This window comes from Paenibacillus sp. J31R109 (genome assembly GCF_059692055.1).
Window position 1 is genome coordinate 16,150 of the sequence record NZ_JCAUAR010000008.1, and the last position, 21,633, is coordinate 37,782.

The 21,633-nt window shown below is 46.3% G+C and carries 19 protein-coding genes; 3 read left to right on the top strand and 16 right to left on the bottom strand.

Annotated features, from left to right (window positions below):
* Nucleotides 1–19: 19 nt before the first annotated feature.
* From AC58QT_RS20175 to AC58QT_RS20220, 10 genes are all read right to left on the bottom strand, one after another.
* Nucleotides 20–1,441: an ADP-ribosylglycohydrolase family protein gene (locus tag AC58QT_RS20175; protein ID WP_497410590.1), complete on the bottom strand. Its 1,422-nt coding sequence runs from the start codon at nucleotides 1,439–1,441 to the stop codon at nucleotides 20–22.
* Between the two features lie 83 nt (nucleotides 1,442–1,524).
* Nucleotides 1,525–2,379, bottom strand: a complete 855-nt coding sequence (locus AC58QT_RS20180; protein WP_497410591.1) for a helix-turn-helix domain-containing protein — start codon at nucleotides 2,377–2,379, stop codon at nucleotides 1,525–1,527.
* A gap of 71 nt (nucleotides 2,380–2,450) precedes the next feature.
* Nucleotides 2,451–4,049, bottom strand: a complete 1,599-nt coding sequence (locus AC58QT_RS20185) for a response regulator transcription factor (RefSeq protein ID WP_497410592.1) — start codon at nucleotides 4,047–4,049, stop codon at nucleotides 2,451–2,453.
* A gap of 33 nt (nucleotides 4,050–4,082) precedes the next feature.
* Nucleotides 4,083–5,813 carry a sensor histidine kinase gene (locus AC58QT_RS20190; protein WP_497410593.1) on the bottom strand — a complete coding sequence of 577 codons (1,731 nt, stop codon included), beginning with the start codon at nucleotides 5,811–5,813 and terminating at the stop codon, nucleotides 4,083–4,085.
* A 75-nt stretch (nucleotides 5,814–5,888) separates the two neighbouring features.
* Entirely contained in the window at nucleotides 5,889–6,908 is a 1,020-nt protein-coding gene (locus AC58QT_RS20195) for a zinc-dependent alcohol dehydrogenase (protein WP_497410594.1), read from the bottom strand.
* Nucleotides 6,909–6,926: 18 nt separating this feature from the next.
* Nucleotides 6,927–7,814 carry a carbohydrate ABC transporter permease gene (locus tag AC58QT_RS20200; protein WP_497410595.1) on the bottom strand — a complete coding sequence of 296 codons (888 nt, stop codon included), beginning with the start codon at nucleotides 7,812–7,814 and terminating at the stop codon, nucleotides 6,927–6,929.
* A 36-nt stretch (nucleotides 7,815–7,850) separates the two neighbouring features.
* Nucleotides 7,851–8,810, bottom strand: a complete 960-nt coding sequence (locus AC58QT_RS20205) for an ABC transporter permease (RefSeq protein WP_497410596.1) — start codon at nucleotides 8,808–8,810, stop codon at nucleotides 7,851–7,853.
* 89 nt (nucleotides 8,811–8,899) lie between these two features.
* On the bottom strand, nucleotides 8,900–10,501 hold the full coding sequence (locus tag AC58QT_RS20210) for a type 2 periplasmic-binding domain-containing protein (RefSeq protein WP_497410597.1): 1,602 nt from the start codon (nucleotides 10,499–10,501) through the stop codon (nucleotides 8,900–8,902).
* A gap of 1,357 nt (nucleotides 10,502–11,858) precedes the next feature.
* Complete coding sequence (locus tag AC58QT_RS20215) at nucleotides 11,859–12,881, bottom strand: LacI family DNA-binding transcriptional regulator (protein ID WP_497410598.1); 1,023 nt, start codon at nucleotides 12,879–12,881, stop codon at nucleotides 11,859–11,861.
* Nucleotides 12,882–13,076: 195 nt separating this feature from the next.
* A complete protein-coding gene (locus tag AC58QT_RS20220; RefSeq protein ID WP_497410599.1) occupies nucleotides 13,077–13,886 on the bottom strand; it encodes a phytanoyl-CoA dioxygenase family protein in 810 nt (269 codons plus the stop codon).
* A 158-nt stretch (nucleotides 13,887–14,044) separates the two neighbouring features.
* On the opposite strand from AC58QT_RS20220, the gene AC58QT_RS20225 reads away from it, so the two are divergent.
* Nucleotides 14,045–14,821 carry a helix-turn-helix domain-containing protein gene (locus tag AC58QT_RS20225; RefSeq protein ID WP_497410600.1) on the top strand — a complete coding sequence of 259 codons (777 nt, stop codon included), beginning with the start codon at nucleotides 14,045–14,047 and terminating at the stop codon, nucleotides 14,819–14,821.
* Between the two features lie 87 nt (nucleotides 14,822–14,908).
* On the top strand, nucleotides 14,909–15,355 hold the full coding sequence (locus tag AC58QT_RS20230; RefSeq protein ID WP_497410601.1) for a DUF4395 domain-containing protein: 447 nt from the start codon (nucleotides 14,909–14,911) through the stop codon (nucleotides 15,353–15,355).
* 63 nt (nucleotides 15,356–15,418) lie between these two features.
* Here the strand turns inward: AC58QT_RS20230 and AC58QT_RS20235 are convergent, their stop codons facing one another.
* The 5 genes from AC58QT_RS20235 to AC58QT_RS20255 all read right to left on the bottom strand — a co-directional run bounded on the left by AC58QT_RS20235 (nucleotide 15,419) and on the right by AC58QT_RS20255 (nucleotide 19,457).
* Nucleotides 15,419–15,958 (bottom strand): QcrA and Rieske domain-containing protein, encoded by a 540-nt coding sequence (locus AC58QT_RS20235; protein WP_497410602.1) that lies wholly within the window; start codon nucleotides 15,956–15,958, stop codon nucleotides 15,419–15,421.
* A 298-nt stretch (nucleotides 15,959–16,256) separates the two neighbouring features.
* Complete coding sequence (locus AC58QT_RS20240) at nucleotides 16,257–16,787, bottom strand: GNAT family N-acetyltransferase (RefSeq protein ID WP_497410603.1); 531 nt, start codon at nucleotides 16,785–16,787, stop codon at nucleotides 16,257–16,259.
* A gap of 60 nt (nucleotides 16,788–16,847) precedes the next feature.
* A complete protein-coding gene (locus AC58QT_RS20245) occupies nucleotides 16,848–17,375 on the bottom strand; it encodes a GNAT family N-acetyltransferase (protein ID WP_497410604.1) in 528 nt (175 codons plus the stop codon).
* Nucleotides 17,376–17,401: 26 nt separating this feature from the next.
* Nucleotides 17,402–18,448, bottom strand: a complete 1,047-nt coding sequence (locus AC58QT_RS20250) for a YkvI family membrane protein (protein ID WP_497410605.1) — start codon at nucleotides 18,446–18,448, stop codon at nucleotides 17,402–17,404.
* 91 nt (nucleotides 18,449–18,539) lie between these two features.
* The gene (locus AC58QT_RS20255; protein WP_497410606.1) at nucleotides 18,540–19,457 is read right to left on the bottom strand and encodes an aminoglycoside phosphotransferase family protein; all 918 of its coding nucleotides are present in this window, start codon (nucleotides 19,455–19,457) and stop codon (nucleotides 18,540–18,542) included.
* A gap of 154 nt (nucleotides 19,458–19,611) precedes the next feature.
* Between AC58QT_RS20255 and AC58QT_RS20260 the strand changes: the two genes are divergently transcribed.
* A complete protein-coding gene (locus tag AC58QT_RS20260; protein ID WP_497410607.1) occupies nucleotides 19,612–21,024 on the top strand; it encodes a discoidin domain-containing protein in 1,413 nt (470 codons plus the stop codon).
* Nucleotides 21,025–21,100: 76 nt separating this feature from the next.
* Here AC58QT_RS20260 and AC58QT_RS20265 read toward each other — a convergent pair whose 3' ends face one another.
* Nucleotides 21,101–21,556, bottom strand: a complete 456-nt coding sequence (locus tag AC58QT_RS20265) for a protein-tyrosine phosphatase family protein (protein WP_497410608.1) — start codon at nucleotides 21,554–21,556, stop codon at nucleotides 21,101–21,103.
* Between the last annotated feature and the right edge of the window lie 77 nt (nucleotides 21,557–21,633).

A 21,633-nucleotide genomic window follows, 5' to 3' on the forward strand; every position in this document is an offset into this window, starting at 1 on the left:
ATGCCAGCTGTTTTTCCGATTATGGAATTAGTGTCATATCCGTCAATTGGCCAGCAGCATACTCCGCCGAAATCTTCTTGAACACCTCATAGCTGCGATTGGCACATTCCGAAATCGCAATCGGATGGAATCCTGTCACCTCTGCATATAATGTATCGTTAAGCGGTTCCGCCCATGACGCAGGAAGCCGATCCGCTCCTAGTTTTGCCCCCATAATCGATCCAACGGTAGCGCCATTGCAGTCGGTATCCCAGCCCCCTAGCACAGATGTCGTAACGGCTAATTCAAAATCGTCCTTCGCGAAAATCAGCGAGGCAGCAACTAAAGCTGCATTATTATTCGTATGGACACAATGATAGTGCTCGAACGCATTCCAAATCCGCTCGACTACTTCTAATTGATCGACCGACGTACGTGCAATTTCCACCGCTTGTCGAATATCATGAGCTAACCGGCTATTGCTAGGAATTTCGCTGAGTCCAATTTCCACAATGCGTTCATTGTCACTTTCGTTAAACGCCGCTGCAATCATCGCAGCCACAAACATTTCCCCATAAATACCGTTCTTTACATGGGAGAACGAAGCATCCCGCCAAGCTAAATCAGCTGCCAGTTCCGGATTCCCTGCAGCGCCGTAAGCTAGCCCATCGGCTCTAATCTGAGCACCAATCCACTCCCGATACGGATTCAACCATGTTCGTACCCAGTCACTCTTCTCTGCCCAGTCCTCCGTTTTTTCACCTTGCATATGGGAGGTCACCTGAGCAAAGTTCAAATAAGATTGTGTCTCTGCCGTACATACTTGCTGGTAGCTGAGGTACTTATGCCACAGCTTGCCAATATCCCAGCTGCCGAAATTCAATCCTTTTTCCTCCAATAGAATCAAGCCTAGCACGGTATAACGGATATCATCGTCTGTTTCCATAAACTGAATGTTTTCTTTCCAGCTTTTCTTACACCAGTCATTTATTTTCAAATCATACTCCGTTGACGCTCGCGAACTCCCTGGGACATAGCCACGAATCGGCCAAGCATCTGCGCCCTTGAACCATAACTCAATATTCTTCCATCCGTTTCTTCCACCACTGCCATACATAAATTGACCATTCTCAAACGGTTTACCCAGTGCACACCCGATACTTCGGCCGAGCCACGCACCTTGAAATTGATTGCGCCATTCAGCTTCCGATTTATCCGCCGGTAATTGCCGAGGCCCTTCAGGCCGCAGCGCACGAATACCAGCCAAATCGGAAGGTTCCTCAAAAGGGAAATCAGCGCGAATTTCAAGCGACATCAACTGACCATAAACCGTCATCAGCTTCGCTTCGTCATCCCCGGCTTCAGCCCACTTGTCCTGAAACCCGCTGACATCGCAGCCCTCTTCTCGCCTTTGTACGATTTCTAAACGCACAATATCCTTTAACTTCTCCCAGCCAGCCATCGTAAAACCACCTTTTATGTAAGAATGTAAGCTGATTATACGAATTTACGCCTGCCGAATCTTCTCAATTTCTTTCACACTTCTCAAAATAATTGCTTAACGCCAAATTGTTTACGATATTCCTGAGGGGATAGTCCGGCATCCAGGTTAAAAGCACGATAAAACGAAGCTAAACTCTGGAAGCCACTGGAAAAACTAATATCTGCGATACTATCAAGGTTCGTGACGAGCTGCTTCTTCGCATCGCTGATCCGCAGCTGTGTCATATACGTCAAGAAGCTGATGCCCGTATGCTCTTTAAAAAAGCGACCTGTCCGTGCTGCGCTCCAACCTAAATGAGCGGCAACATCCGTCAGCTGAAGAGGCTCACGAAAGCGTTCTTTGACAAAGAGCATCATTTCTTTGATCTCACGCTGTGAACTGGACATTTTAGCCCATTCCTCTTTACTAAATGAACTCCTGTAGTGACGAAGCAAAATAACACCAAGCTCCAGCAATTTGCAACGAGAAAATGTCAGATAACCCTCCGCTTTCGCGTTCAGCTCCTCATAGATCTGTTGAATGAGCACGCCGATTTGCTGTGCGAGCGGTGTTCCCGCTGCAATGTGATTCTCAAATCTCTCTGACCGATAGGCAAATGGCAGCAATAATTTCTCATCTTCTTCAAGGAATAGACTCGGATCAAAATTCAGAAAAATATATCGGCTCGGATCCTGTTGTGTAGACTGAGCAATATGCAGCTCTGTATTGTTGACAATAAAGACATCACCTTTGCGTACTTCATACTGCTTATTTTCAAAAATAAACTGCCCTTTGCCCCCCTTACAATAACCAATTTCCAAGCTAGAATGGAAATGAAGGGGCTGTGGATACGGCTTCGGACACCAAAGAAAAGCATTTATGGGAATGAGATTGTCATATTCTATTTTCTGCTTCATTTGGTTTACATCCACCTTCTTCCTTGATAACGTTTCCTAATAAAACGAGATAAGGCAACCGCATGCTGCGATTACCCCATTTTACTCTTATATTGTGTCGGTGTAACCCCTGTATGGCTCTTAAACAATTTGCAGAAATAACGGTAGTCGGAGATGCCGACTGCGCCGGATACTTCGTATATTTTCATCGTAGTCCGCTCCAGCATCTCGCTTGCTTTCTCCATACGAACCCGGTTCACGTATTCCAAAAAGTTCTCGCCGATCTCTTGTTTGAACATCTGCCCCGCGTACGAGGGATGCATATGAACGAGCTTGGCGATCTCTGCTAGCTGCAAATCCGCTTGATAGTGCTCGCGAATGTAGCGGCACATCCATTGGATCTCTTTGCGCACAGTCACTGGAGGCTGATCTTGCTGATTCCACCATTCGCAGATGGCATCCATAGTTGCCAACCACCACTCACAGTAGGTGTCCCACGTCGTCAACCGATCGATGCCACTTAACCTAGCAACGACGTTGTCTGGCAGTCGCACAAGTTCAGGTTGCAGCATTTGTCTCGTCAGACGGAGTAAGTCCCCTGGGTGAATCGGTGGCACGCCGAGCGTAATCATTACGGCTACAGCTTCCCTGAAAGCCTCCACATTCTCACGCTGCAAAGCCTTGATGACAGCCGCCGTCCACTCCCTCGACTGCTGCGCATCGAGTCGACGAAGCACGATCGAGGGTTTCTCACCCTCCGCATAGAAATACGCCGCCAGCCCATCCTTGCCTTTGCGTATAAGATCGGCGAGCCCTTTCTCCGTCCATCTTAGCTTGCCTAACTCTTCTACAGATCCGATGTGAGCGAGGCTTTTTACAGGAGCAAAGCTATTGACCGCATCTTGCGATATTCTGGCCAATCGGTCCAATTGAAAGGCAGGCATCTCTCGCTTCGACCCGATTAGCAGTAGTAATTGGCTATGTTGCAGCGGCAAGATAGCCACCCCGTTACCATCGCCTACTAGCTGCGCATCCAGTTTGGCTTCAAGCACTTCGGCTAGTTGGGTTTGCAGCTGCAAGACGTCTTCAAGCGATGTTTCACCTTGCTCAGCAATCCCCTTTACACGCCAGCCTAACGTTATTCCCACCATATAACTCGCGGATTCCACACCTGCCAGCCACTCACCCGGCACGGGAAGCTCTTGCATACTCCCATCGCCCGTCAGCCGCTCTGTCCATTGGCGCTTCTTGGCCCACTCTTTCTCCCTCTCGAGCTTCAGCCGCATCTCCAGCTTGAGATCAATATCGAGCTCTTGCTCCAGATCCTCCGCTACTTTTCGGCAAGCTTCAAGGATTTGCTCCGGGGTTTGCGCCAGCTTAATTAAGTAGTTATCCACGCCTAACTCAATCGCTTGCCTCGCATATTCGAACTCACCGTAAGCCGTCAAAATAACGATTCGGACGCGCGGCCACCTTTTCCGCACATAGGCAGCTAACTCCAGTCCATTCATATTCGGCATTGTAATATCCGTAAGCAACAAATGGGGCACTTCCCGCTCGATCATGCTGATTGCTTCTTTGGCACTGGAAGCTGCGCCCATGAACGTAAATCCCCCGTCTGACCAAGGAATACGCTGCGCAAAGCGCTCCCTTACCCACTTCTCGTCATCTACCATCAGTATTTTCAGCATGATCGTCTCGTCCCCTCTTCCCCGACGCTATCCTTACTCTCTCGGCTCTCCAGCCGGCAGATGAATCGTCACCGTTAACCCCTCATCCGGTTCATTGGCAAAATGCAGGCCATACGGGTATCCGAATGTCATCCGCAGTCGCTCTTGGACATTCCGCATGCCCAAATTGTTTAACCCTTTGTTCCCATTAGCTCCACCAGTTTCCTCTAGCATCAGCTTCAGCTTATCCGGCGCAATCCCCGGTCCTGTATCAGAGACCTCCAGCATCACACCAGCTCGCTCATGCTCTTTGCCACACACGATAATATGATTGACCCCTTCTTTACTGAGCCCATAGAATATGCTGTTCTCCACCAACGTAATCAACGTCAGTTTCGGGATTGGCGTCGCATTATAGATGTCTGGTACGGCAATATCCATGACAAAAACGTCCCCATACCTAAGGTTCATAATCTGCACGTAATTGTCTAATTGCGCTAATTCATCCTCGACCGTTACAATGTCCCCTACCTTGTCTGTCGAGTATTGCAGCAGGCCCATCAACGAGCGAATCATCTCGCACATCTCCTGCGTTTGCCCTGTTTCCCCCAAACAGTAGATCGCGTTGAGCGTATTATTTAAAAAATGAGGATGAATCTGCGATTGCAGCACCTTAAGCTCGTGATGCCGCTTCTTTTCTTCCGCTACGCGCAAATCGTCAAACAAGGACTGGATGTCATCCATCATGCCGTTAAAACCATTGGCAATATGCGTAAACTCATCATTGCGTTTGAGCTTAATGCGAGCCTCTAGCTCCCCGCGCGCCGCTGCCTTGAATTGCCTTGTAATCGCCGTCACTGGCTTGCGAATATAGTTCGTGATCCAGACGGATAGGATGAACGCAAGGATAATGGCCATAAACAACACAAATACCAATTGCTCCTTGAGTGATTCTAGTAAAGGAAAAGCTTGCGACTCCTCAATAACGGAGAAAACGAACCAATCCCAGCGGTTTTGATTTGAACTAAGGACCATATAGTTGCCAAATGAGGTATGAACCGTGTTAAAAGAAGTACCACTTTGTTGCGTAAGTACCTGTAACGCCTCTTTCATTTCCAAATGATTAAGATATGTCTTCGGGTACGCTAGGTACGTGTTCGTGGAGAGGTAATCGCCTTGGCCCGTAAACAAATAGATACGCCGCTGAATGTCCGGATCGTCTTGGATAATTTGCGGTCCCGTCAGCGCATTTAAGTTGACATCCATGGCTACCACTCGCCGGTTGTCGATCTGCTTAGCGACTGTGAGGACAAAGTGGTCATTGATCGTATGAGGAGGGCTCCACCAGAAGCCCGTTTTACTCGTTTGGTTGGTGATTTCCGCTATACGTTCCTCTGGGACGTATACACGATAACCATAAGGAGAAGAGATCCGTACCGTGTTATCTTCGATGACATAAATACTGGCGATCTCCTCTTGATGGTAGGACAACACATTTTCCATGAGTTGGACGAAATCTTTTTCCCCCATATTAGAGAGGACCGGCGTGGAGAGGAAAATCAATTGCGTTTGAATATTATTCATTAAGGTTTTAATATAATTTTCGACTTGAACGACGGAGCCTTGCAGTACTTTTTCGTTGTTTTGCTTGATGGGCTCGAACAGCCGTTGATAGCTGAACACGCCGATCACCAGAAACAGCACGATAACCGACATGAAGGTAAGAATAAAAAGCTTGGTGGAGACGCTGGAGATGAAGTTAGTTCTTCTAAGCCGACGAAACATGCCAGATCCCCCCATACCCTACAATCCCAGATTTGAAACTCCTATATGTAGTATAGAAAAATAATAGCCATTTAACTAGCATTCATTGCTAGAATCGCCATAACGGACAACAACGCCCAGCACTTGCTGTGGCGCATTACGGTATAAGTCATAAGCCTCTCTAATACGCTCCAAGGGCAAAATGTGCGAGATCAAAGGCGCGATGCTCAACTTCTTCTCAGCCAAAAGACGAATATACTCCGCCATGTTGCGTCCCTCGGTCCAACGCACAAGTCCAATTGGATAGTCGATGCCTTTCTTCTCGTAATCTTCCAGATATCTGCCAGGTCCCCCTGCACGGGAGATGAGGATTTGCGCTTCCTTTTGAAACATCAGCTCCCGATTGAACGTCATGCTGACATCACCAACGATAACAATCTTGCCCTTGTCGCAAATCCAGCTCAACGCTTTATCGATCATCTCGCTGTTGCCGCCACCGACACACAGAATGACAGCATCTACACCGGCTCCTCCGGTAATGTTCGGAAGATTACGTATCATGTCATCTTCGTTGTTGTAAACCAGCGGTGTGCCGAAGGCTGTAAACTTCTCCGCACGCTCAGCTACACGATCGATGCCGATCACGATATTTGCCGACGCTTGGGCAATTTGGCACACCATCTGCCCCAGTATGCCTAAGCCAACAACGAGAACGGACTCACCGAATCGTAGATCGGCCTGCCGTAGGGCATGAATAGCGATAGCGCCGAGCCCCACATGAGCGGCTTCTTGGGCATCCACTTGCTGGGGCAAGGGGACCACCAGATGCTTCGGGACTTTGAGAAGCTCGGCATGACGGACAAACGGCGAACCGTAGCAGGCGACGCGGTCCCCTTTTTTCACATGCGTAATACCTGCTCCAACTTCCATAACCTGACCCATGGCACTATAGCCTAAGGGAATCGGCTCGTTCGATTGGATATCCTTCAGCATCATTTCGGTGCCTGGACTGATCGCAGAATATGCAGTTTCCACTAACACGTAGTTGGCTTCTAACGTTGGCTCCTCCATCTCAATGACTTCCACGCTGCCTGCTCGTGCAATGACTGCTCTCATAGCTGTAACAATCCTCCATTACCCCTTAATTGAACCCAGCAATGCGCCTTTCACAAAATACTTTTGCAAGAAAGGATAAATAATTAATAGCGGCAATGTTGCCACAACAACGACGGCCATTTTAATCGTTTCTGGCGGCAGGGCGTCCAGTACGAGTGAATTAATCGACAGTTCTGTCGAAACATTCGGCGTTTGAATCATACTGCGGAGCACGACTTGCATCGGCATGAGCGATTTGTCAGAGAGATAGAAGATCCCTTTGAAATATTCATTCCAATGGGTAACACCGTAGAACAAGCCAATCGTCGCCATAATCGGCGCAGACAACGGGAGGACAATGCGGAACAAGGTTGCCAGTTCACCACATCCATCAACACGTGCAGCCTCCTCTACTTCAGCAGGGAGATTTTCGAAGTAGGTTTTGACAATCAACAAATTAAAGGTAGATACCATACCGGGTATCACGAGTGCCCAGACCGAATCATATAGGCCAAGGCTGCGCACCAAAATGTAAAGTGGGATAATTCCCCCGCTGAAAATCATCGTAAATACGAGCCCCATTAGAATAAAATTGCGGCCTGGCACCGACTTTTTGGATAAGGGATAGGCTAGCAGGGTCGTCACAATCAGATTCAGCGTCGTCCCTACGACCGTGATGAATACCGTAATTTTCAAGGCTTGCGGGATCCGTGGTGAACCGAATATTTCTTTGTACGCTTGTAAAGTGATATGCTCAGGCAAGATGACGAAACCGCCGTTTTTCATGACTTCCACGTAAGGTGTAATGGAGACGATAGCCACATAGTAGAGTGGGAATAACGTAATCAAGGCGAAAAAGCCCAGAACTGTATAAATCGCCACATCTACTGCATGATCTCCCTTGGTTTTATGACTCACAAAAGACATGCAAATCGCCTCCTACTCCGTCTTTGTCGGATACCGTTACCATATGCCAGAGCCTCCCATTTTCTTAGCAAGTCTGTTTGCGCCAATCACGAGCACCAGTCCAATGACCGATTTGAACACGCCCATGGCTGCAGCCACACCAAACTCGAGACGCTCAAAACCGTAGCGATACACCCACGTATCCACAATATCTCCAACATCATAGACACGCGCATTTAAAAAGATGAAAACCTGATCGAAGCCTGCATCCAAGATGCCACCGATACGAATAATCAGCAGAAGCACGAAAACATCACGGATACCCGGCAACGTAATATGCCAGAGCTGACGCCAGCGTCCTGCACCATCCACGACGGCAGCTTCATAAAGTTCCTGGTTGATGGATGCTAGAGCCGCTAAGTAAATAATCGCTCCGAATCCGGTATTTTTCCAAATTTCTGTAAGTACTAGCAAAGGTCTGAAGAAGTCCTTATTCGTTAATAAATCAATGGATCCCCAACCCATATCGCGTACGGAGGTACTGATTAAACCAGAGCCTGGGGCGAGGAAGGAGAATGCCAAACCATACACAATAACCCACGACAGAAAATAGGGCCCGTACGTAATCGTTTGTACAGCGCGCTTAAACCATCTGACCCGGACTTCATTCAACATCAGGGCAAGGATCACATCCGGCACCATACTGCCGACGATTTTATATACACTAATCAATAAGGTGTTTCTCATAATGCGTACAAATTCAGGATTGTCAAAAATGACACGAAAATTATCAAAACCCACCCACGGACTTCCCCAGATGCCCTTCATAAGGTTATAGTCTTGAAAGGCAATCAAAGCTCCTACCATCGGGGCGTAGTGAAACAGTGCATAATAGACCAACCCAGGGATCATCATGAGGTAAAACCATCTGCTCAGATATAGGCTGCGTAGCTTACCCTGCCTCATCGGGCGTGTAACGGTAGGTTTCTCTTGTCTTGCAGCTATGGTTTCCGCCATCGCCATCTCCTCCTAGTTGTCTAATCTAGTTAGAAGGCAGAAGGAAACCCCAGAACATGCCTAGGGTCCCCCTCGATGCCTGATTGAGCTTATTTGAAATCGTTCAGCTTTTTATCTTTCAGTGCCGCGTTAATTTGCTTCGTATACTCTGTGAAAATTTCTCTTCCTTTGAATTTCGTCATCAGCTCTTCACGGTATTGCGGCCAGTTTTTACCGCTCTTGTCTTCCAGTACCGCTTTGATGTGATATTTACTCATTTCTTTGCGGAAATCTCCGATATTAATGCCAGCAGGAGGAACTAAGCTCACAGGAGGCAAGGCGTTATGCTTCGGAAAGCTTTCAACGGTTTTCAAAATCGCACGGTCGTGCTCAGAAATACGGGAATCGATCAGCTCAAATCCAAGAATATTCGGCTCATCTGGTGTAAAGGCAGCGTACACGTTCAACCAGTTACCAGCTTTCGCAATATCCGCTTCAAAGTTGGCTACGTTCAACGTAATCTTGTTGCCTGCTTTGGTATAGTGTTTGCCTTCTTGACCATAATGCGTCAGCAGGAAGCCTTCTTCACCTGTTAACCAGTTGAGAATTTCCAAGGATCGTTTCACTTTGTCAGGCGTTTTGTCTGCCGTTGTTTTGCTAATTAGGATCGTAGCTTCTGGTACGTTATATTTCCAAATGATCGGCTTATCCAGCGGGAAAATCGGCTGCCAATTGGCTTTAGGATCCAGCGCCTTCGAGCGGTTTTGTACGCTAGTTGCTAAGCTGTCTAAGGCGACGCTTTTATCGCCGCTGAAGAACATGCCCACCTTGCCTTGCGCTGCTTTATCTAACTGAGCAGGTGCCTTATTCAGGAACCAATCCGGATCTACAATTCCTGCATTGTTCCATTCCACGACTTGCTCAAGGACACCTTGCACTTTCAGATCCGTGCGGTTATCCACGTAGCTGTTATCCGTAATTTGGAAATCGGCAACAAAGCCATTATTTAGCCATTGTGGGAAGTCAAAAGGTAAAGTTACACCACTGCCTGCTGCCGAGAAGCCGTACGTATCTTGCTTGCCGTTGCCATCAGGATCACCTTTGGTAAATTGCGTCATGACGTTGGTCAATTCGGCGTAATTTTTCGGCGATTTGAGCCCCAGCTTATCTAGCCAATCCTGACGGATGTACCAAGCCGCATACGAGTTACGTTGAAAAGGATCAATCGCCCGCGTGAATTCCCCTTGCTTGAGCTGGAACGCGTCGACTTCATCTTTGGACACCCATTTGAAGTAGTTCGGTAAAGCTTCTTTGGTGAAGTAAGGAGTTAAATTAGCCGTGATACCATCCGTGATGTATTTCTGTGACTCTGCACCGCCTGCGATGAAAAGATCAGGAGCTGCCCCTCCAGCCAATGTAGCATTGAGCTTGTCATGGTACTCTTTGCCCATCACCATATAATCAATTTTCAAATCTACGTTGAATTTCTCTTCGATGGCCTTCTTCACGAAATCTTTGTCTCCGGAAGGTAGGGTCACATTCGCTAAGTACCCACTGGCTACAGACCAGTTCAACGCGAGCTTTGCTGGCTTCGCCGTTCCCGTCGCATTGGGTGAACCCGTTGTGGTTGACGGCGTTTCTGTCACTTTGTTATCTGAGCATCCTGTAAGCGCAAACATGGCGGCGAGTCCTAAAAGAGTCCATTTTTTCATTGTACAAACACCCCTCCTATTTATACTTTGTGAGCTGTGGAGCGTGGAGCATACGCAGCAAACTACGAACTGCAAACTGCAAACTGTAAACCGTAAAACGTAAACCACAAAACGCAAAACGCAAAACGCAACAATTAAACCATAACCCTATCAAACTACAAACCCTTCAAACTACAAACCGCTTAGACTACAAACCCATCAAACTACAGACCACTTAGACTAAACATTTCATTCTGATCTACTGGGTTATCTATTTGGTAACGTTTACTTGTTCTAAGTATAGGTCGGTTACATGGTCGAAACTAGCAGACGATTTCAAGAAATAGTGGAGATATTGCAGAACTACACATTCCACATTGACCCTGTCGGGCACACGCAAGTCGATTAAATCCACTTACACACTCCAATTGACCCTACCACGCAAACGCAACTCGAAATTTTCGACTTACACACCCCAGTTGACCCTGTCGCGCACACGCAACTCGAATAAATCGACTTACACACCCCAATTGACCCTGCCGTGCACACGCAACTCGAAATTTTCGACTTACACACCCCAATTGACCCTGCCGCGCACACGCAACTCGAAATTTTCGACTTACATACTCCAATTGACCCTGCCGCACACACGCAACTCGAAATTTTCGACTTACAAACTACAATTGACCCTGTCGCACACACGTAACTCGAAAATTTCGACTTACACACTCCAATTGACCCTATCGCGCACACGCAACTCGAAATTTTCGACTTACACACTCCAATTGACCCTGCCGCACACACGCAACTCGAATAAATCGACTTACACACTACAGTTGACCCTGTCGCACACACGCAACTCGAATAAATCGACTTACACACTACATTTGACCCTGCCGCACACACGCAACTCGAAATATTCGACTTACACACTCCAATTGACTCTGTCGCGCACGCAACTCGGCCAAATACCCTTTTCTCCCTCGAGATAGTCGAAATATTCGACTATCTCGCCTCCACATGCCAGGTAGGATTCCTCCCAGCTTCCATTAGTCCGAAATTGCCGAATTAATCTCACCTTCCGCCTCATCAATTCTTAATTAGTCCTAATTAACCCAACTATTTCGCCCCAAACACGCCCGAAACGAGGAATACGAGCAAATAGTTCGGCAGAATCTGACTATTCATCCTTTTTCAAATGGAAACCTCGTTTTAATTCGGAAATATCGGACTACACGCACGTTGCCCACAAATTTTAGGATCGAGCATTGTCCTAGCTGGTTGTCATACCTGTTGCGTCGACCCCTCCACGCACGCCACCCTCTCCCATTTAAAAAACGCCGCAACCTCCCACAAAAGGAGGCTGCGACGTATTTTTTCACTCATCTAACCGAGATGTTTCTCGTTCTATAAAAATAAGCGGGACTTCAAATTCTCGCTCCTCGCTTGCCTCTACTGTATGCCCAAACTTATGCAGGAGTTTGCTAATCGCTTTTTGAGCTTGAAGCTCATAAGGAATGTCCCAGCTGGAAATGCCCGGGTAACTCTGCTTAGCCATATAGTCGTTATTAATACTGATCATTTGTAGTCGGTTCGGGAAGTCAATCTTTTGCCTATTGGCAGCCGATAGCAGCTTTAGTGCAACATGATCATCAAACGCGATAATCCCCGTTCGCTTTGCTGGCCCTGCCACCACATCTTGGAGAAATGTGTCCACGTCCAGTTCCTTCATTTCAACGATGCGATGAGCTATCTTCACGGTAAGTTCCCCTAAACCCTGATGGAAGCCATTCCGCCGCTGTTCATCAATGACATTGGAATATCTGCTGCCCACGTAGATGAGTTCATCACAGCCACGATCTACAAGCAACTTCGTTGATTGTCTGCAAGCCTCAGCAAAGCCTAAATTTACAGCACCAACGGCAATATCCTCAGGCCAACCCCAGCCGTTAATGAGTACTAAAGGCGTTCCGCTGTTGACAATCGCGCGTGTGGAATCTTTCCCCATCGCTAATCCATGACAGATGAGTCCATCCACCCTTCGCTGCAGCAACACTTCTAAGTTCCTTCGTTCAATCGTCGGATCGAATCCTCCTGATGAAAAAACCGATAAATGATAGCCCGCATGATGGGCTTCCATCTGTAAAACCTCCGCTAACCGCCCGTAATAGCTCGTCAACCCGGGAACAATCAGGCCGATTTCAAAGGTTTTGTTACGACTCAACCCTGCTGCCATCGTATTGCGTCGATACCCCAATTGCTCTGCCGCCAATTCAACTTTGCGAATCGTCTCCTTAGACGAACGGATTCCACCTCTATTCAGCACATTGGAGACCGTGGCAATCGATACACCTGCTGCTGCTGCCACTTCTACAATGGTCACTTGTTTGGGTCTGCTCATATATGTTTCAACTCCATCGGTTAAACGTTTAACTAGCTCCTTTAGATTAAATTGAAGTATTTAAGCTGTCAAGCGAAATCCAATGGAATCCCCTTACCATTGCAAAAAAAGAATCGCTCTCAGGACATGAAGCTGCCCTAGTAGCGATTCCTATTTCTCCATCTGCATCTATATTTGTGCCATCTGCTCCCCCAATTAATGCGGGTACACGGTCTTGAACTCATCGCCGCAAGGCCCGCCACTAGGGTTAATCTCTAAGGAAACCGGCTCCCCATTTGCTCGATACAAAGGCCGATAATGATTGCTAATATGCGTCGCCGAAGCATTGGCATAATGGCAAATGAACGCGCGGCGGAAGCGATCCTTGGTCTTATTTCGATAAGAACCATGAATCAAATTTCCATTGAAAAAGAGAACGTCGCCGCGCTCCATAACCACTGGCATGGCCTTTTCATCCTTCGGCGGCTTCACATAGTGGGTCGTAAAAGATTCCTTCTCATCTGCGATGTCCGGACATGAAATGTCGAGCGCATTCGTTTTCGGAACAACGAGCAATCCACCGTTTTCCTCATCGGCCGCGTCGATCGCTGTCCAAGCCGCAATACAATTGCCGGGCTCAACTTGCAGATAGAAGTTATCCTGATGCAGCGCCTGTCCGCGGGAGCCCGGTGGCTTGTAATAAAACATGCTTTGCGCAGCCAGCGCCTCCTCCTCATACAAATCTGCTAGTACATCCAATACGGGCTGATGCAACATATAAGTCTTGGCTGTCTCATTAAACCGATGCGGGTGCATGACGCGCGGGTAGCGTTTCAGCGGATCGATGACCTCCGATGACAGATCAGGTTCAAAATATCCTGGAACCTTCTGCTTACTGATCGTTTCAAAAGTTTCATCTATTTCAGCTAAATCACTTTCCGAAAACAGACCCTTCACAATCACATAACCCTCTGTTTCAAAATGCTGTTTCTGTTCCCTCGTCAGTTTAACTAGTGTTTTCGTCATCGCTCTTACCTCCGTAATCAACTTGTATTTCTATGTCTTTAGCATAACGAAATATTCGATTACTTAGAAGTATTAATCATGCTAATGATTCCTATAATCCTGCTATTCCATGGTATACTAGAATCGATCTTAAACAGGAAAAGAAGGGGTTTCCCATCATGATATTAGATACAAATGGATTATTCGCTGGCCATTTCCTAGAACCTGATTCCTATTTTATGAAGCGTCCTCACGGTCGGGATGATTGGTTATTGATGTTTACCTTAGAGGGAGCAGGCTTCGTTAATTACCAAGGAGCTGAACAAATCTGCAAGAAAGGAGCCCTCATTTTGTTGGCACCAGGTACACCCCATGATTATGGCACGATGAAAAACCATACCTGGCAATTCGTATGGGTGCATTTCCCCTCCACACTAACAGAAACGAACTTGCTCCCACAGGAAGGGCAGCTCCTCGTCAACATAGAGAACGAATCCATCCAAGAGCGAATTTACCTAGCTTTTGCCCGCATATTGGCAGACTCCCGTGAACGCGGCGAATATTGGTTCGAGCTCTGTTGCAGTTCCCTACGGGAAATCATCTTGATTATGGCGCAGAAAAGCTTACGTAAAATCGACCCCCGCATCGAAGAAGTGCTCCGCTTGCTTTCACAACAGATGCGCGAAGAAATTCGCTTGGATAGTCTTGCTCAGACAGTCGGACTTTCTCCGTCGAGATTATCTCACCTTTTTAAAGCGAGCACTGGCTACTCCATCATTGATACACTGAATCGTATGCGGATTCAACAAGCAGTTATGATGCTAGCCCACAAAGGACGCAGCGCTTCGGAAGTGTGTTATGATGTTGGTTTTCAGAACTATAACCATTTCACGAATCAGTTTCGTAAATGGCAAGGCATGACCCCGAGTATGTTTATGAGAAACTCACAGCCATAAATAATTTATTTAAATCCTACCCGAATACTATGAATTAGTGTATAATAGTGATACTAACATTTCATTGTAAACGGAGGATGACCAGACATGACGAACCAACTTTTACGGGGCGATTATGATTGTGTAGATGAGGTTCCCTTGCATCGTGTACGGGGTAATCAACTCGGTATTCTGTTAAGTATAGTTGCCAGTGTTCTCAGTCAGCAGCTTTGGATTCTTGTCGTTCCTTTGATCATTCAGCTCATTAGTCGTTCCTACGGCGTAAAATACAATCTATTCGTCCGGCTGTTCTCCCCACTCTTTCCTGTCAGTTCACGAACCGAAAGCCGCGAGTTGCTGCGTTTCAACAACCTGTTAGCGATCCTTTTTCTGGCTGTTACCCTAACAGCTGTACTCTTCAGTAGCATGACTTTGGCTTACATCACACTAAGCATGCTGACCATAGCAGTCGTGCTTGCCTTAAGCGGATTTTGCTTCGGATGCTTCGTATATTTTCAATGGAAACAATTCTGGGCACGAAGAAGAAATGCCTAAGTCTATATGCTGAAAACCACAACCGTGAAGGTTGTGGTTTTTTATCTGTTTCTCGAGCCCTATTCACTTCATCGGCGTCGCAATATCCACGTATACATGCCCCTCGATAATGTAGGGTTCATACGTTTCCAATCTCGGCAGCCCCATAAAAACATCATTCCCTACGATATCGAATTCTGCTCCGTGACAGGGGCACCAGAAGAAAAGCTCCTTTTTGCGGCTTCGCTGCGCTTCGGTTGCCGGCTCCACCGTACAACCCAGATGCGTACAGGCTGGGGAAAGGATCACGAGCGCGCCGCGCTCATCTTTCGTCACATACACGAAGCCTTGTTTAGGCGTCTTAACCCACGCATCTACAATCGTAGCGGTATAGTAGACCCGCTCGAAACCAGTTAAAGCCTTCAGCCGCTCCACTTCACCGATCTTCACGAAACTACTGGGAATTTCTTTCGTAGTCCGATCTTCCTGCTTTTGCCCGTGGGCTGCTCCGTAATAAAACAAAGCCGTATTTCCTAATATGAGGCCAGACACGCCTAGCACTACTTTACTTGATGAGCTCAAAAAGGATCTTCTTGTGATCTTGCGCGGTAACCGTGCAGTCATACGAACAGTCAACTCCTTCTTAAACCTATTGTAACTGAATAATAATATTCCTTATTTTAACATATACACAATAAAAAAGAAGCCAGATCATAGATCCGGCCTCTTCCTACTTGCGTCTTACCCGAAAAGAGAAATGAAACATATTGCAGGCAATACTTTATTCAATTTCAATTCCAATATGGATACATTTATTATTCGAACATTATCCGGTAAACAGGTTTACTTCTTTTTTCATTTTTAACGCAGTAATACCTAGTATGGCCAAAGTCATCATCATTTATACATGGGCTCCAACATTTTATTTGGCATGGATGTGATATAACACATGTTTATAAAGCGGACTATCCTTCTCCACTTTCGAATGGTTGAACTCGTTGACGAAACGCATGCCTATCTTCATCATGACGCTTTGTGATGGTTTATTTACTTCGGCTGTGAAACTATACACTTCGTCCAATCCTAATTCGTCAAATCCATAGCGCAAGCAGGCTTCGGCCCCCTCCGTTGCGTAGCCTTTTCCCCAAGCTTCCTTCTTAAGCCGCCATCCAATTTCTATACAGGGGGTAAATTCAGCTTTAAATATAGCCCTATGAAAGCCAATAAATCCGATAAACTCATTATTTTCTTTGGTCTCCACCGCATAAAAGCCAAATCCGCATTCTTTAAATTCCGCTTGAATGGCATGATAGAACGCACGCGTTTCATCCTTCGATAAGGTTTTCGGGAAAAATCTCATGACCTCTTCATCCGCATTTAATTGGCAAAATGGTTCAAGGTCCGCTTCTTCCCAGTCGCGTAAGCGCAATCTCGTTGTTTCCACGTAGTTCACGGTCACACCTCCCTAAGGTCAAGTACATCTTCTATGGAATAGAACTATTGCGCCTGCTCTTTATTGTAAGTGCTTGGCATAACAATGCCTTAGCTTGCCATTGTACATGAGGCGGGTGAATTGATGCGTAAACCCATCTGCTTCTAGATTATTTTTGCTTACAACATTCTGGGGATGAACCGTCGCATATACGTACCGGTAGCCATTTTCACGAGCGCGCTCTTCGCGCAAGGCATGGAAATAACGCTGTAGCCCTTGACCACGAACCGATTCATGAACAATGGTAGCATCTAGGACGGCAACGTAGGTTAATTCGGACTCGGGTACTCCAAATTCCCTGGCAAGATTACTTTCACTTGAACCAGGGAACGCCAATACGGAATAAGCAACAAGCTCCTCATTTTGAAAAGCGCCGTATATCTCCCCTTTTCCTTCTATGTGATCTTCCAAATAATTCTCATCATCCATAGCAAAAAGGTCCGGCGAAGAAAGTCGAGATACGACATCAACCATAAGAGCTCGAATCGCTGGAACATCAGCACGACTCAAGCGTCGAATTTCCACGTTTTTAATTGTAGTAACGAACATACCAAGTGCTCCTTCAAAGCATAGATTTATTTAGTAGGGACGGGTCTGACGATTAGAAAAATGAGAAGAATCATCCCCATATACCCAAAGACGGGATACAAATACGTGAGAAGTGATGTAAAGCCAACTTGACTGATTAGTAAACATGCCACTAATGTAGCCAAAACTACCCAGTTCCGTGGGAGTGGATAGATTCGCCCAATATGTCGCGTGATTCCAAATACATTGCCAATCAACGTCGTTAATATTTCCCCGTAAATAACGAGGATGAATAGGACATGGACGAATTGCCCAAATCCGCGGATAATTTCAGCCATCGGAATATCGAAATTCAAAATCTCTGGCATCCGTGTCTGTATCGCAAAATGGCTAATGAGCAGCATAACACCAAGCCCAATGCCTCCCCATAAGCCTCCCCATTTCAGGATGCTCTCATCCTTCACCTCACTGCCTAGTGGCACCATTACCGCTTGTGCAAAGGCAAAATTTAAAGCCACATACGTAAACGGACTTAGGATCCATTTCAAATGCGTCATGACTTGCAGTTCTTGCCAATTCCCAGCTCCATGCATACCATCTATACCAACAACTCGGGTGATCACAAGCACCATGAAAAAAAGCATCAACGGCATGACAAGGGAATTGATAGCTAGAATCCCATGCATCTCTTTGCTCATGACCAAGTAGCACAATAATATACTAATGATAATGCCAAATTGATAAGGCAATCCCAGCTGCTCCTCGAAAATAGACCCCGTACCGGACATCATCACAGCGGTTACACCAAATAGGATGATAAACGTTAAGGCATTGGCAACTTTTCCAAACAAACGCCCGAATAGATAATGGTTCAACTCCTGGTAGGAGGACGCCTTCAGTCTATGAGAGAGGATCATCATTTTCGTACCGATCCATATGAAAAAGGCCGTTGCAATCCCGATGCCAACTCCGCCATACGCTCCGTAGATGGTAAAGAAGTGCATAATGGACTGTCCAGAGGCAAATCCTGCCCCCACCACAGTCCCCATATACGTAGCGGCAATTTGTAAAATCATGAGCGTTTTTGACTTCATAGCTCCCCCATAGTCAAGCAGTATCTTGTACATCTCCATTGTATGTAAGACATGCTTGCATATGCCAAAAATTAGGAGATATATGATAATGCTAATTGGAAGGAGTAAACCAATGGGGTATACATCTCTCAAAGTTGTGATGATCCTCTAAAACAACACGAATTCTATCTAACATAGATGCCAACTGTTCAGGAACCACCTGCAGCGTCCACGTAATTGTCGGGAAAATAATCATCGCCGTATAGAGTGCATACAATCGCCAGAATTCATCTGGCACCGTGCCATCAAAGTAGCCGAGTATTTGCCCCCTGCAGAACGGGATACTAACCTCGCGGCTAAAGTAGGCAATTTTCAGAAAATCATGATAAGGGTCTCCCCAGTCATATCGGTTATAATCAATAGCTCCCGCGTAGCTGCGTTTATGAATAAGAAGATTGCTCGTGTGAAAATCATCATGCTGGAAGCGGTTAGGACGATTTTGCATGTCGTTTACGTGCTTATGTATAAAAGAGAGGACCGCCTCTTCTTCTGGAAGCTTAACGCCACAATTGCGATAGTTATCGTATTGACGAAGATGCTTTGAGAATCGCTTCTCATACCAGTCTTCTGCGTGCGGAGCAGGTAGGTCATGCATAAGTCGCAGCTCACGACCAGCCTCCAACCCAATGTGGTATTGCTCGTCATCCGTTAAGGAAGGTAATATGTCAAAGGCATCCTCTCCTTCCACATAACTCAGCAGCATATAACAAATATCTAATGTAGGTATGGATCCAACTGCAATAGGCTCGGAAGTTTTTACTCCCTTCGCATACACGTTAGCAACAACGTCGAATTCCGCTCTTTTTTTTTGTATTTGATCCAAAGGTGATGTGCGTAATACATACGTGGGAGTTGGACTACTCTCATACAAAAAATATTTCCCATCAAAGGAGAATCCTTTCGTAATCCGCGTCATTTCGGTCACATTGTTCAGTGATGGCAGATACTGATGAAGATCATTTAAGTTCATCGGAATACTCCTTTTCATGAAAAAATCGCAATATGATTATTTTATTCGGTTTCCAAAAATTACACAATCCGATATAAAGATAGCCACTACCTTTTATGCTTGGCACGTTCTACGATTATGTTTGTAAGCGTTATCACAAATGAGGAGGTATTTTATGTCCACGTTCATGAAACTTCCAACTAGATCTACGCAGTTACACGTCGTCGTACTCATGGTGCTGTTCATTTTTACAATGATTGTTCCGGGGCGCAGCTATGCGGCTACTACGAATTGTAGTACAGCTTCCTGCCTTACGAGTGCGCTAGCGAGCGCAGCAGCCGGAGATACCATTATTCTCGCATCAGGTACTTATACTGGAAATTTCGTTGTTGCTGCTAATGGCACCTCATCTAACCCAATTGTCCTTAAGAGCGCAAGTGCTTCTTCCAAAGCCATCTTAAATGGAGGCGGCACCTCAAGCGGTTATACGTTATACATCACAGGTGATTATGTTCAAATCAAAGACTTGAAAATAACAAATGCGAAAAAAGGCATCATGCAAGATAACGCTAACAATGGTCTGATTGATGGCGTTGAAGTCTACAATATCGGTGAAGAAGGCGTCCATTATCGTGATGGAAGCTCGAATAATACGATCCAGAATTCCTCCGTCCATGATACGGGCACGCTTACCCCTGATTACGGTGAGGGTGTGTATGTGGGATCTGATGTAGGCAAATGGGGAACTTATAATGCGGCGACGAACAATAACAAAATAAGCAATGTAACCATCGGCCCTAACGTTAGAGCTGAATCTGTCGACATTAAGGAAGGTACGACTGGGACCATTGTGGAGAACAGTACATTTAACGGTACAGGGATTAGCGGAGCGAATTACTCTGACAGCTTTATGGATGTTAAAGGGAATAATTCAATCATTCGAAATAACACGGTGAATCGAAATGGGAATTCCGTCATTGTGGATGCTTTCCAGGTACACGAACGTTCCACAGGCTGGGGCTTTAATAATGACTTCTATAACAATATAGCCAATATGGATAATAGCACGCCTTATGTTGTTAATGTGGATGGCGGGTCTGCAAAAGCATGCGGAAATACACGCAGTCCTTCCGGCAACATGTATACAGGCAGTGTTACTACCTACACAAGCTGTTCGGGAGGTGGCGGTACAAACCCTGTCATTCTGAGCGTATCCGCAGTGACGGATAGTGGTAATGATGGCAATGTTGCATCGAATACCATCGACAACAGTTTGAGCACGCGTTGGTCCTCACAAGGTGATGGACATTGGATCAGGTATGATCTAGGCTCCAGCAAAACAATTGCTTACTTGTCCATAGCTTTTCATCAAGGGGATGTGCGTACTACAACGTTCGATATCCAAGTATCCGCAGATGGCTCGGCTTGGTCAACGGTCGTGAGTAATAAAGTGAGTACGCAGACGCTCTCTCAGGTCCAATACGACTTCACTGACACCGCTGGTCGCTACGTAAGAATTGTTGGCCATGGCAACTCATCCGGCAATGGATGGAATAGCATTACCGAGGTAGATATTTACGGGAATTAGTTGATTTTGGAACACACGAAAGAGCTTCCGTGAGGCAAGCTCTTTTTTGATCGAGTTCGTGAAGGGACAACCACATTTATGTGTTATTTTTAAGGCTTCCACTTCCATAGATTTTCTCAAGAGCTTCACGCTGCGGAGGCTTTATGTTTACTTTGGGACGTATGCTTTTTGCCATTGCCTCGGCTTCGTCAAGACTCTTCGCTATGCCTAAGGTAATTAGGGTTCCAGCAGCTACTGCACCGGCTCGACCACCGCCGCCACCACAGTGAAAGCCCACTTTCTTACCACTTTTGTACGCCTCGACCACATGGCCAATCGCCTTCTGGAATAGCTCATCTTGAGGACCCTCTGCATTGTCTCCCAAGGGGACTTTGATCCATTCTACCTTTGCGTTTGGATCAGCACATTCCGTCGCTTCACCACGTAGATCTACAATCACTTCCACATTTTCGTTGTTCACCATGTCTGTCACATCCGCGGCTCCGCCGAAGAAAATCTTATCGTCAATGAGATTCTGATAATTTTTTTGCATATTGTTCTCCTCCACTGCTGGACTATGGTTATTTAACTCAAGTAAAATATTGGAAACAAGCTTTTTAAAGGGACTAT